The sequence below is a fragment of the Gemmatimonadaceae bacterium genome, from assembly GCA_016720905.1.
Taxonomy (GTDB): Bacteria; Gemmatimonadota; Gemmatimonadetes; order Gemmatimonadales; family Gemmatimonadaceae; genus Gemmatimonas.
Window position 1 is genome coordinate 120926 of the sequence record JADKJT010000034.1, and the last position, 12394, is coordinate 133319.

At 62.8% G+C, this 12394-nt stretch carries 11 protein-coding genes; 4 read left to right on the forward strand and 7 right to left on the reverse strand.

The window, feature by feature from the left end; all coding sequences use genetic code 11:
* Window positions 1-45: 45 nt before the first annotated feature.
* Complete coding sequence (locus IPP90_21805; GenBank protein MBL0173269.1) at window positions 46-1212, forward strand: hypothetical protein; 1167 nt, start codon at window positions 46-48, stop codon at window positions 1210-1212.
* A gap of 250 nt (window positions 1213-1462) precedes the next feature.
* Window positions 1463-3028, forward strand: coding sequence for a hypothetical protein (locus IPP90_21810; protein ID MBL0173270.1), 1566 nt, complete (start codon window positions 1463-1465; stop codon window positions 3026-3028).
* A gap of 11 nt (window positions 3029-3039) precedes the next feature.
* Here the strand turns inward: IPP90_21810 and IPP90_21815 are convergent, their stop codons facing one another.
* Window positions 3040-4479, reverse strand: coding sequence for a sulfatase-like hydrolase/transferase (locus IPP90_21815; GenBank protein ID MBL0173271.1), 1440 nt, complete (start codon window positions 4477-4479; stop codon window positions 3040-3042).
* A gap of 174 nt (window positions 4480-4653) precedes the next feature.
* Between IPP90_21815 and IPP90_21820 the strand changes: the two genes are divergently transcribed.
* On the forward strand, window positions 4654-6081 hold the full coding sequence (locus IPP90_21820) for a sulfatase-like hydrolase/transferase (GenBank protein ID MBL0173272.1): 1428 nt from the start codon (window positions 4654-4656) through the stop codon (window positions 6079-6081).
* A gap of 2 nt (window positions 6082-6083) precedes the next feature.
* On the opposite strand, the gene IPP90_21825 is transcribed toward IPP90_21820, so the two are convergent.
* From IPP90_21825 to IPP90_21835, 3 genes are read right to left on the reverse strand one after another with little or no spacing between them, the layout of a single operon-like run.
* The gene (locus IPP90_21825) at window positions 6084-6611 is read right to left on the reverse strand and encodes a hypothetical protein (protein ID MBL0173273.1); all 528 of its coding nucleotides are present in this window, start codon (window positions 6609-6611) and stop codon (window positions 6084-6086) included.
* Window positions 6608-7702: a formylglycine-generating enzyme family protein gene (locus tag IPP90_21830; GenBank protein MBL0173274.1), complete on the reverse strand. Its 1095-nt coding sequence runs from the start codon at window positions 7700-7702 to the stop codon at window positions 6608-6610. Before IPP90_21830 ends, IPP90_21825 begins: the two co-directional genes overlap by 4 nt.
* Before the next feature lie 47 nt (window positions 7703-7749).
* The gene (locus tag IPP90_21835; GenBank protein MBL0173275.1) at window positions 7750-8097 is read right to left on the reverse strand and encodes a hypothetical protein; all 348 of its coding nucleotides are present in this window, start codon (window positions 8095-8097) and stop codon (window positions 7750-7752) included.
* Window positions 8098-8447: 350 nt separating this feature from the next.
* Between IPP90_21835 and IPP90_21840 the strand changes: the two genes are divergently transcribed.
* Window positions 8448-9665 carry an MFS transporter gene (locus IPP90_21840; GenBank protein MBL0173276.1) on the forward strand — a complete coding sequence of 406 codons (1218 nt, stop codon included), beginning with the start codon at window positions 8448-8450 and terminating at the stop codon, window positions 9663-9665.
* Window positions 9666-9696: 31 nt separating this feature from the next.
* Here IPP90_21840 and IPP90_21845 read toward each other — a convergent pair whose 3' ends face one another.
* Genes IPP90_21845 through IPP90_21855 form a run of 3 tightly spaced genes read right to left on the reverse strand, consistent with a single transcriptional unit; the run spans window position 9697 to window position 12388 of the window.
* The gene (locus IPP90_21845) at window positions 9697-10389 is read right to left on the reverse strand and encodes a DUF1707 and DUF2154 domain-containing protein (protein ID MBL0173277.1); all 693 of its coding nucleotides are present in this window, start codon (window positions 10387-10389) and stop codon (window positions 9697-9699) included.
* Between the two features lie 3 nt (window positions 10390-10392).
* Window positions 10393-11385 carry a proline iminopeptidase-family hydrolase gene (locus IPP90_21850; protein ID MBL0173278.1) on the reverse strand — a complete coding sequence of 331 codons (993 nt, stop codon included), beginning with the start codon at window positions 11383-11385 and terminating at the stop codon, window positions 10393-10395.
* Window positions 11386-11419: 34 nt separating this feature from the next.
* On the reverse strand, window positions 11420-12388 hold the full coding sequence (locus tag IPP90_21855; protein MBL0173279.1) for a Fic family protein: 969 nt from the start codon (window positions 12386-12388) through the stop codon (window positions 11420-11422).
* Window positions 12389-12394: the final 6 nt, after the last annotated feature.

Genomic DNA, 12394 nt, shown 5'->3' on the forward strand with positions numbered 1-12394 from the left:
CATGTTCTATTGCGGTAGAATCATCTCCCATTCCTGCACGCGATCATGGCCACCTCTGTTGCTCCCTCCGCGTCCAGCGCCGCCGAGTCAGCGCGTGAATTGCCGTGGCATCTCACAGCAGTCGTCGTTGGTGCGTCCAGCATCCTGATCGGCATTCTGTGGGACATTTCGTGGCATCGCACCATTGGCCGCGACACCTTCTGGACGCCGGCCCACATGGCCGTGTACTTCGGCGGCACGCTGGCCGGACTGTCGTGCGGTGCGCGCGTGCTGTGGGAATCATTTGGACGTGACGCGAGTTCCGGTGATGGCGTCCGCATCTGGCGCTACTTCACGGGCCCCATCGGCGGGTGGATCTGCATCTGGGGTGCGTTCGCCATGCTCACATCGGCGCCGTTCGATGACTGGTGGCACAATGCGTACGGACTGGACGTCGAGATTCTCAGCCCACCGCACGTGGTGTTGCTGGTGGGCATCGCGGGCATTCTGATTGGGGCGCAAACAATGGCGGCCGCTGCGCAAAATCGCGCCGAGGGTTCGCCCCTCTACTCCAACATCTTTCTGGTAAGCAGCGGCGTGCTGGCGACCATGGCAGCCGTCGCTATTACGGAATACACGTTTGCCACGCGTACGCATCAAAGCCTTTTCTACGTCGTCACCGGTGGTGTGTATCCGGCCATTCTGGTGGCCGCCGCCATCGCGTCGCGCGTACGGTGGCCCGCCACGCGAATCGCGCTGATCTACATGGGGGTCATGGCGGCACAGGTCTGGATATTGCCACTCATTCCCGGCAGTCCGTTGCTCGGGCCTATCGGGCATGAGGTCACGCGAATGGTTCCCCTGCCGTTTCCAGTGATGCTCATCGCCCCGGCCATAGCGATCGACCTCGTGTTGCGTCGCATGGAAGGCCGCAATGTGTGGCTCACCAGTCTGGCACTCGGCGTGTGTTTTGTCGCCGCGTTTGTCGTGGTGCAGTGGCCATTCGGGACGCTTCAAGCCACGGAGATCGGGCGCAACGCGTTCTTTGGTGGCAGTCATGGTGACTACGGTCAATCGGCGGAGTTTCTCGTTGGTCCGCGCCAAATGTGGTCCGATGGAAAGGGTGTTGCAGCAACGTTGGTAAGCATCTTCACATGGGCGGTACTCGCCGCCACTCTGTCGGCGCGACTGGGGCTGTCGCGCGGCGCGTGGCTGCGTCGCGTGGTGCGCTAGAATGGCGCCGCAGATACGCCTGCACCCGGCGACGGGGATTCTGCCGGGAGAGGTTGGAGCAATGAGGGGCTTGAGGGGTGCGCAACGGAAGCGTCGAGCGTTCGAGCGGCCAGCCGGTGAGGGCAGGACTGGGTTCTACGCTCACCGGCTCACCCCTCGAACGCTCGACGCTTTTGTTGCGCACCCCTCAAGTCCCTCACCGCTCCCACCCTTAGTGACAATGCCGAGACACTCTGGAGACTCCGCACCAATGATGTTCCGTCTGTCGCAGCATGCACCGCCCGTCTGGCAACGCGCCTCAGCCACTCTCTGCCTGTTGTCCGCGCTGTGGGTTGCGACGAGTGCACACGTGGGCAGCACACTCGTGGTACAGGACGGCATGGCCGGTCCATATGGACTGCGCGTACTGGTGCGTCCACCAGGGGTGATTCCCGGACGTGTGGAAGTGGTAGTGCGTGCCACCACGCCATCGGCCGTGCCAACCAGTGTGTCCGTGCGTCCCGCGCTCTGGCGCTATGGGTTGAAGGGCGCCGCACCGGCCGAGCCGGCAACGCCAGTGCCTGGAGAAGTCGGCACGTTTTCCACCACGGTGTGGATCATGGCATCGGGATCATATGCCTTTCACGTGCAGGCCCAAGGACCTGCGGGCGATGGCACACTGGTCGTACCCGTGACCAGCGTGGCCACCACCGCCAGCACACTCCCCCCGTGGATGGGTTGGATGCTGTCTGCCTTGGGCGCGCTCTTGGTACTGGGCCTCGTGTCCATTGTGGGTGCTGCCTCACGAGAAGGAGCGCTTGGCGGTGGTGCGGCCGCGCAACGCGCCGACCGCCAGCGGGCGCGCAAGGCGATGGCGGTTGCCACCGTGTTGATCGCCGTGATGCTCACCGGAGGTTGGAAGTGGTGGGGTGCCGTCGACCGTGACTACCGTCGCCAACTGGACAAGCCGCTGGCCGTAGAGACGACCGTGACACCGGGTGATGCGCGCACCCTCACGCTGCATGTCACCGATTCATCATGGACGTTTGTCGATCCGCAAGAGCCCGGCGTGCGAAGGCAGTCCGGCACGCCGCTCATGCCCGATCACGGCAAGTTGATGCACCTGTTTCTGGTGCAAGTCGGCGCGCAGGGCGCGGTGGCCCATGTGCATCCACTGCGCACCGATCTCAGCACCTTCACCACGCCGCTTGCCGGTGTTCCCGCAGGGAAGTACTGGCTGTTCGCGGAAGCCGTGCGCGAAAGTGGGTACACCGTGTCGATGGCCGATACGGTGGATGTGCCAACGGGAGCGTCGACGCCCAACGTTGACGGCGACGATGCGTGGACCGCGATGCCGACCATGGCATCGGCGTCACCGGCCGTGCTGAGCGACGGCGCGCACATGTCCATCGCCATTGATGGCACGCCCACGGTTGCACGCGATGTCACCATCCGCGCGCGCGTGACAAACGCCGATGGCTCGGCCGCGACGCTGGTCCCATGGCTGGGGATGGCAGGACACGCCATGGTGGTGCGCACCGACGGTCAGGTGTTCATGCACCTGCACCCCATGGGCACCGGTTCAATGGCGGCGCAGGAACGACTGTTGCGGCGCGAAGCGGGTGACACCGTGATGCACGGCGACCAACAACCCACGGCGATGGACAGGCCGAGCATGGCGGGGATGCCCATGACGGGTCCGACGGGTGAGGTGAATTTTCCGGTGGCTTTTCCGTCGGCGGGCGCGTATCGCGTGTTCGTGCAGGTGCGGCGAACCAGCGGTCGCATTGAGACGGCGGCGATGGATGTTGTGGTGCCGGCACCCTCGCCGAAATAGCAAGCTTCCGACTACTTCACCGCACTGGCCGCCCACCCCGTAGCCTTCTGCAACCGTTCCAGCTCCAGCTGCACTCCCGGCAAGGCCGCCTTGCCCGCTGCGGTCCCCATGAGGTTGTGCATTTCGTATTGGTCCGTCACCAGATCGTACAATTCGTCCATGCCCGAAAGCTCGGTGTAGTGGATGTACTTGTACCGTTCGGTGCGCACGGCCTGATAGCCCATCGTCACCATGCGCGGAAACACCTTGTCGCTGTAGTACTCAATCAGCACTGACGGCCGCCACGGCGCCGCCCTGCCCTGCAACAGTGGCATCAACGACATGCCTTGTCGCGCCACGGTGTCGGTGACCCCGGCCATGCCGAGCACGGTGGGGACGATGTCAATGGTCTGCACCAACTGCGCCGGCGTGATGCCGGCGGTGACCAGTCTGGGGTAGCGAATAATGAGCGGGATGCGCGCCGTTTCCTCATACGCCAGACGCCGTTCTTCGTCCAGACCGTGCTCGCCGTAGAAATAGCCGTGATCGCTGGTGAACACGATGATGGTGTTGTCGAGTTCACCCAACTCTTCCAGCGTCTTCACCAGACGACCAAGGCTTTCATCAACGGCCAGCAGCATTTCCAACCGACCGCGTACGTCACGGTCCCTGGTGCCGGTGGCAGGACTCAGCGGCGCCAACGTATCAATGCGACGCTGCAGTGCAGGCTTGTTGGTGATGGGCGCGAGCGCATTCGGCCGTCTCGGCACCACGGCGTTGGCATAGCGTCCGGCGTGACGTGGCGCCGGGATGAATCCCTCAGGCTGCGATGCCAGCGTCGCCCGCGAACCGTCGTTCTGCTGCATGACGTTCGGATGCATGGCCTTGTGCGCCAGAAACAGCATGAATGGCTTCTTCGCATTGGCGCGAACAAACTGGTCGACGTAGTCAGTGAGGACGTCGGTGACATAGCCCTTCACTTCAAGCCGGGTGCCGTCGACGTTGAGCCTGGGATTGATGGCTTCACCCTGACCCTTCATGGCCACCCAGTGTGTCCAGCCCGGGCGCTGACCGTCGTCGTTTCCCATGTGCCACTTGCCGAAGAACCCGGTTTGATATCCTGCGGCCTTCAGCGGAATCGCAAAGGTGGGCAACAAGTAGCTGGCGGAGTCGCGCGCCGTATTGTCGATAATGCCGTTGGTGTGTACGTACGTCCCCGTGAGAATGGCCGCGCGGCTGGGGCTGCACAGCGGCGTGGTGGCAAACGCATTGAGGAATCGCGCACCCTCACCGGCCAGCTTGTCGATATTCGGCGTCTCGACAAACGGATGACCGGCCACGCCGATATCATCCCAGCGCAAATCGTCCACCAGCACGACCACAATGTTCGGCTTGCCTGCAACAGCCGACGTGTCCGTGGGTTGACAGGCCATCGCAAGGAACAGCGCAACCAGCGCCAGTCGCTGTGTCATCAGGTTCTCGCCAGGAGAGTGCTGGAATCGCCGGGAAATCGGTCGCACGGTGACACGGTACAATAGAGGCGAACAAGCCTTCTCGCCATCATCCCAAACGCCATCGCCAGCCTCTGGCGCCTCGACCCGCGTCATACGACTTTGAAGGCGCCCTCTCCGACAGGATGTCTGCTCATGCGTTGCCGTCTCACCACCGTGCTCTCGCTGTGGACGCTCTGCGCGACTGTCGCCACCTCGGCGCTGTCAGCGCAGGTTGCGTCACGTCAGCAGGCGCCCGCTACCCGTCCCAACATCATCATGATGTTCCCCGACAATCTGGGATGGGGCGAGGTGGGTGTGTACGGCGGTGTACGGGGTGTCCCGACGCCAAACGTCGATCGGATTGCCAACGAGGGCATGCGGCTCAACAATTTCAATGTTGAGTACTCATGCACCGTTTCACGCGCCGCGTTGCTCACCGGTCGGTACGCGGTACGCACCGGCGCAACGCAGCCCACCGGCATCACGCTGTGGGAAGTGACCGTGGCGGAAGCGCTGAAAGCCAACGGCTATGCCACCGGGATTTTCGGCAAGTGGCATTTGGGCGGCGATTCGTGGCTGGGGCGCACACCGGGCGATCAGGGTTTCGACGAGTGGTACGGCATTCCCCATACCAGCACATCGGCGCAGGTGACTACGGCACCCGGTTTTGATCCGGCCACGACAGAGACGCCGTATATCTGGGCGCAGCAGGCGGGCAGCGCGCCGCAGAAGGTGAAAGTGTTTGATCTCGAATCACGACGTACCGTTGACCGCGAGGCAGCACAAAAGAGCATCGCGTTCATGGAGCGCAACGTGCGCGGGCGCAAACCGTTCTTTGTCTACTATCCCATCACGCAGATCCACTTCCCCACGCTGGCGCATCCGGACTTCGCCGGCAAGACTGGTGCCGGCGACATTGGCGACGCGATGGCCGACGTGGATTACAACGTGGGACTGGTGCTGGCCGCTCTCAAGCGGTTGGGCATCGAGCGCAACACCCTGGTGCTCTGGTGCGCTGACAACGGCGCGGAAATCAGGCGTCCCTGGCGGGGCTCGTCGGGCCCGTGGAACGGTTTCTACAATTCAGTGATGGAAGGCGGCATTCGCACGCCCTGCGTGGTGCGGTGGACCGGACGCATTCCCGCGGGACAGGTGTCCAATGAGATCGTGCATGAGGTGGACCTGTTCCCGACATTTGCTGCGGCGGTTGGCGTGCCCGGCATGGTGCCCACCGACCGTGCGATTGACGGAGTGAATCAACTGCCGTTTCTGGAAGGCAAGCAGAAGCAGTCAAACCGGGAGAGCGTGATCTATTTCACGGCGAATCAGTTGCGCGCGGTGAAATGGAAGGACTGGAAGTTTCATTACGCCTTCATGCCCGAATCAGGAAGGCCGGAAGCGCCGCTTATGCGGTTGTTCAATTTGCGCTCGGATCCCAAGGAAGAATCCGATATCAAGGACGCCAATCCGTGGGCCTTGAGCGCCTTTGATAAGTTGGTCGCCGACTGGACACTCACCACCGTGAAATATCCCAATGTGCCCACAGGCGCGAAGGATCCCTACACGCCGCCGCGTCCGTAGGCTCAGCGCTTCGTCAGTACGGTCTTGCTTGCGGATGTCGGACCGCCGAGTACTCCCACACGGGTCGTTTCGACCAGCAGCGTCGTGGGCGACTGCAGTGTAAGCGCCTGACGGGTTTCCGAAACCGTTGGCGCGCCGGTTGTCGGATGCGCAAAGTCGTGTTTCGTCGTGATCACCAGCGTGTTGCCGTTCCATTTGGCCGTGGACTGCTGCTTCTGCGTGCCCCGACCCATCATGACGGTGTTGATGGTTTCCGAGCCATCCAACGCGAAGCGAAACGACAGCGGTGGTTGCAGGTCACCGCGCGCAAAGAACTCGTATTGAACCGTCAGGACGCTCTCGGTTTGGGTGATGGTGAGCGGCGAGCCCCATCCGCTGCCCATCGTGCCCACGGTTGGGCCACCTCGGCCGGCCGCTTGTTCGGGAGTGTTGGCCCACTCGCCGGAGAAATTCGGGCGCTGTTGTGCGGCGATGCGGAGCGACGCACCCGACACCGCGACGGCAACGACCATCTGAAGGGCCCGCTTCATGCACCCGCCTTGGACGAGGTCTTCCACGCCTTCCACTGGTCCATCGTCATCACGAGGCGAAACCCGATGTGCGAGGCGCCGCTGTCGGGCGCACCAGGACTGCGCGCGCTTACCCGGTAGCCGCGACAGTACACATCGCTGCACAAAAACGACCCGCCACGCACCGTGCGCGTGGGCTGCCCTTCGGTGGCAGGATTGAGACCCACCTCGGGTCCGTGCGGATTGCGCACCATGCCCTGTGCCGCATCCTTCGCATACGTGTCGGGGCGATACCAGTCGCCGGTCCACTGCCACACGTTGCCGGACATGTCGTACAATCCGAATCCGGTTGGCGGATACGAACCCACCGCCTTGGGTGCCGCGGCATGCGAGGGAAACGCACCGTCGTAGATGTGCGCCTGCGGATGCTTCGGATCGATGGCCTCGTCACCCCACGCGTGCGCGGTGCGATGATCGCCGCCACGCGCCGCGAACTCCCATTCCGCTTCAGTCGGAAGACGCCCACCGGCCCATGTCGCGTAGGCAACAGCATCGTCATACGCGATGTGGACCACCGGAAAGTTGTCGAGACCAACGATGGAATCCTTTGGACCTGACGGATGCCGCCAGTTGGCACCGGGGGTCCATTTCCACCACTGCGACCAATCATGCAGATCCACCGGCTTGCCCGTGGGCGCAAATACCAGCGAGCCCGGCACCAGCAACGCTGGATCGGGTGGTGGCGTGCCGGGCGGCAACTGGCTCATGAGTTCGGCCACATTGGGCGTGCGTTCGGCGACGGTCACATAGCCGGTGGCTTTCACGAATGCGCGATACTGCGCATTGGTCACGGTGTGCGTGTCCATGAAGTAGCCGTCCAGATACACACGGTGTACCGGCTGCTCGGCGGCCACCGCGTATTGATCGTCACCGCCCATACGAAACTCACCACCGGGTATCCACACCATGCCTGCCGGAGCGTCGCCCGGTGGCGGTGTACGCGCGGCAGTTGCGGGGGTTGCCGACGGCGGCGCGTCCTTGGGCGACGTACACGCACCGCTCGCCGCGACTATCGCGGCAAGAAGCGCGGGCCTCAGGCCACGCGCGCCCATGGTGAACGTCAACTGTTTCACGAGTCTATCGCTTCCTCGAATACAGGTCACGCGCCAGGATCAGCTTGAGCGTGAGTTTGTCGGCCGTTGACCACGCCGACCTCCACGTCCCACGTCTTCCCGCCGTGATCAATCACGCCATACAGTTGGTGCGATCCGTTGCTGCCAGACTGCAGGTTGTTCACGGCGCCAAAATCCGCGTACTCCTCCACGGCAAACGCCCACACCGAATTCGCGTTGTAGGCAAGACGTGTGGACGGCACGAACGCGAGGTTCTTCAACCCGCCCTTGTACGACGTATTGAGGATGGGATTGAATATCAGGTCGACCGGATTGAAGTGCCACCAATGGGGCGACCCGCCTCCCCCCCACCCGCCACCACGCGGCAGATACAAACCCCTCCCACAGTTCACCCGGCACGCCCCTGGAGGGAGGGGGACTATCGGGAACCCCGCCAACGTGATGCCCTTGGCGTGAAGTTGTTGTGCAACATGGAACGTGCCCGTGTGGCGAGACCCCCTGATACACCTAACTCCGCCAGGCGAATGGCGGTGACGGCGGCAGCGAGAAGCACGACCGATGTGCGCAGCAGTCTGACGATGGGGCGCATGAGATACGTGTTGGAGGAAGCGAGCGTACACATGCCGCGCAGGCAGAAGGCGGGTCAATATAGGTCTTACGCACCAAGGCTGTCCAACGATGCGCATTGGTGGCCATCCGACGCGAGCGGTACATTGCGCGTTCCATGAGTCCCGACAACAACACCCTTCCGATGCCACAGGCGCGCCGTGCGTCACTGCTGCTGGCTGCGGCGTCGGCGATGGGCGGTTCCGTGGGGCCCATTGTGGTGGGTACCGCTGGCCTGGTGGGTTTGTCCATGCTCCCACCCGAACAGGCGGGACTCGCTACGGTGCCCGTCTCCGCGTACGTGTTGGGCTCCGCCGTGGCCTCGGTGCCGGCGGCACTGTCCATGCGAAAGCTCGGACGGCGCGTGGGATTCATGACGGGTACCGGCATTGGTGCCAGCGGCGCACTGTTAGCCGCCGTCGCCGTCAACGCAGGAGCGTTCTGGCTGTTTGTGTGCACCATGATCTGGCTGGGCACCGCCAGCGCATTCGCCCAGCAATATCGCTTCGCCGCCGCCGATGCCGCGGAACCCAGCTTCAAGGCACGGGCAATTGCCTGGGTGATGCTGGGCGGACTCTTCACGGGTGTCATCGGTCCGCAGGTTTCCATCCACGCACGCCGACTCACACCATACGCGCCATTTGCTGGTCCGTTTGTCGTACAAGCCGGACTGTACGTTATCGCGGCCGTGCTGTTGTCGCGCCTGGTGGTGCCGGCGCCAATTCCGCGCGTCGCCGGTGTCGGTCACGGACGCTCGGTATGGAGCGTACTCTCGCAGCCCCGATTCCTGATTGCAGTACTGGTGTCGGTGGCGTCGTTTGTGCCAATGACCTTTGTCATGACTGCTACACCGCTGGCGATGGTCGCGCACCACCATTCACAGTCCAGCGCGCAATACGGCATTCAATGGCATGTCATTGCCATGTACGCTCCCAGTTTTCTCACGGGTCGGCTGATCAACCGGTTTGGCAAGTCGACCATGGCGGCGTTTGGCATGTTCATCATGGCGGCGGCCGTAATGCTGGCGCTATCGGGCACCGGACTGATGCACTTCTGGGGGGCGCTGGTGCTGCTGGGTGTGGGCTGGAACTTCGCGTTCATCTCGGCGACCACCATGGTGGCCAATCTGTATTTGCCCGAGGAAGCGTTTCGCGTGCAGGCGTTGAACGAGTTCCTGCTGTTCAGCCTGGTCGCGTTGGCATCGTTTTCGTCCGGCGGTGTGCTGGCCCGCAGCGGTTGGCACACGGTCAACGTGCTGGTCTATCCCATTCTCGCCGTTGGCATCGCACTGGTGGTGACGCAGGCGCGACTGGAGCGCCGCGCACACGTGACCTGAACGCCGACGCGCTCCGAAGACTGACCTCCCCTCAGCCGAGTTTCTTCGCGGCCTTCTCAGCGCGCCGCAGCGCCTGCTCGTAGCGCTTCTGGTTGACGCGCCCCTTGTCTTTCCGCTTCACCTCCACGCCGCCCATAATGGCCAGGCCGCTGATGCGCAGCAGCGGTGCCTGCGGATCGTCGAGGCTGGAGGTGCCCGACCTCACGTCAAAGCCACCCATCACCGCCATCCCCACCACTTCTACTCGCACGCCGTCCGGCACCAGCACCTCGACACCACCCATGAGGGTGAACACTTCGATTTCGCTCACCCCCGGTGCGATGCGCGCATCGCGCAAGTCGAGTGCGATGCCGCCCATGATGGCGACCGCCTTGAAATGCCGAGGCAGCACCCATCCCTCGCCACGTTGAAAACCGCCCATGATGGCCGCGCCCACGCCGCGCTCGGGTACCGCGAAATCGTGCGCGATGTGCGACACCGACTCGGGCTGCGCCAACGACCGAGTGGGCTCGCGCGGATCGGCCAACAGTGGGCCGAGTTGCTGGGAATTGGTGGCCTGATACAACCGCGTCAAACGGTCGTCCAATTCCTCAACGGTCAACCGGTCGGCGGCAAAGGCTTCCGACAGCACCTTGGCCACATAGTTGCGTTCCGCTTCACCAACGACAGTGAGTGACGACGGGGCAAGCGGCTGGGTGCGGGCGTCGTAGCGTGGCGTGGTCACGGGCTATTTCTTGACCGGTCCTGCATCGACACTCTTCAGGAAGGCGCGCACGGCCTGCAGGGTTTGCGGTTCGTTGTCCCACATGGTGAGATGCGCGGCGGTGTCAATCACGACTACCTTGGCACCGGTAACGGTCGCTGCCTGCTTCTTGATGGTGGCAGGGTTGGCTTCGTCAAACTCACCAACCGTGAACAGTGTCGGCACGGCAATGTTTTTCAGTTCGGCCGTCACGTTGTACTGCTTGAGCGTGCCAATGATGGTGAACTCGCTGGGGCCCTGGAAGTACATGTACTGCTCCATGCCAACCATCTTCGTGGTGCTGTCCCAGTCGGCCTGACGAATGTGACGCACCACAAAGCGTGACATGAATTCGCCGTTGGCCGCTTCGTAGGCTGGTCCTTCGTACTTGCCGGTTTTGTCGGCCGCGGTGATGGCTTGTTGTGAAGAGTCCGGCAACTGCTTGAGCAGCCGTTTGGCATTGGCTTCCCAGGCGGGAATGTTCAGAGCGGCGCTCATCAAGGTGAGACTGGCCACATGCGTGGGGTGGGCCTTGTAGTACTCATAGCCCAGAATGGTGCCCCACGAATGCCCAACAATGTGCACTTGCTCGTACCCAAGCTTCGCGCGCAGCGCCTCAAGTTCAGCCACGAAGTGCGCGATGTTCATCTTGGTGGTGTCGGTGAGCCGGTCCGACTTGCCATTGCCCAGCTGGTCGTATCGCACCACCGGTCGATCGGCGCTGAGGCCTTCCATGGGCTTCAAGTAGAAGGAACCGTACCCCGGTCCGCCGTGCAGCAGGATCACGGGCGTTGCGGTGCCGGTGGCGCCGGAGACTTTGTACCAGATGTTGCCACCATCCACGGCGAGTGTGGCTTCGCCGGCAGGCAGCACGGGGGTTGTTGCCGTCGCGGAATCTTTGGCGGCCTGTGGCGGGGTTTTCTCCGTGGCGCAGGCGGCGACAATCAGCACTACGCTCAACGTGAACAATTTGCGCATCGGGAAATCCTCCGAGGTGGGTGAATAGCCAGGGTCAAAGATCGACGGTTCGATTGAGAATCTCCAACTGCCGGTCGTGGACAAACACGCGACCATATGACTTACCCGTGATCTCACGGGCGATTCCCATCTGTTCGAGACGCTTGATGGCGGCGGTGGCCGTTGGCACCGAGATCTCGGCGGATTCGGCCAGCCGTCGGATCGATACTACTACACGTGACTGCAATTCGTCATAGACTCGCAGCGTCGAGCCACTCCGGGCGATCGCGCTGATGCGCTCTCGGTCTGCTTTGAACAGGTCAATCAAGGCGATCGTCGTCGCGATGGTCTCGCGCGCGGTCCAGTCGATGCCTTCCAGGTAGTACGCCATCCACCCTTCCCAATCACCGTGGGTACGAACACGCTGCAGTGCCTGATAGTAGGCGTCCCGGTGTTGCTTGAAATACAGGCTGAGGTACAGGTACGGTCGCAATAGTGATCGTTCGGCACAGAGGATCATCGTGATCAGCAGACGCCCGAGACGGCCGTTGCCATCAAGGAATGGGTGGATCGTCTCGAACTGCGCATGCACAAGTCCCGCCTTCACGATGGGCGTCGCACTGCCTTCCCAGATGAATCGCTCGAGGTCTCCAAGTACGCGCATCAGCTCGTGCGCTGGCGGCGGAACAAAGCGCGCGGTGCTGGGGCGCGTGCCGCCAATCCAGTTCTGCCCTGTGCGAAATTCTCCCGGGGCCTGTCGCCCTCCTCGGCCGCCGGTCATCAACACGCTGTGCGTGTCGCGAATGAGCCGCAGGCTGATTGGATGACCTTCATTGATCTGGTCGACTCCATATCGGAGCGCGCTGATGTAGCGCGAAACCTCTCGGATGTCCTCGACCGGCATTCCCGGTGCTTCTGCGTTCTCGTACTCGAGCAGTTCCGTAAGGGTTGACTGAGTGCCCTCAATCTGGCTCGACAGCACCGCCTCCTTGCGGACGTACACGTGGATGAGGCGGGAATCCATACACCT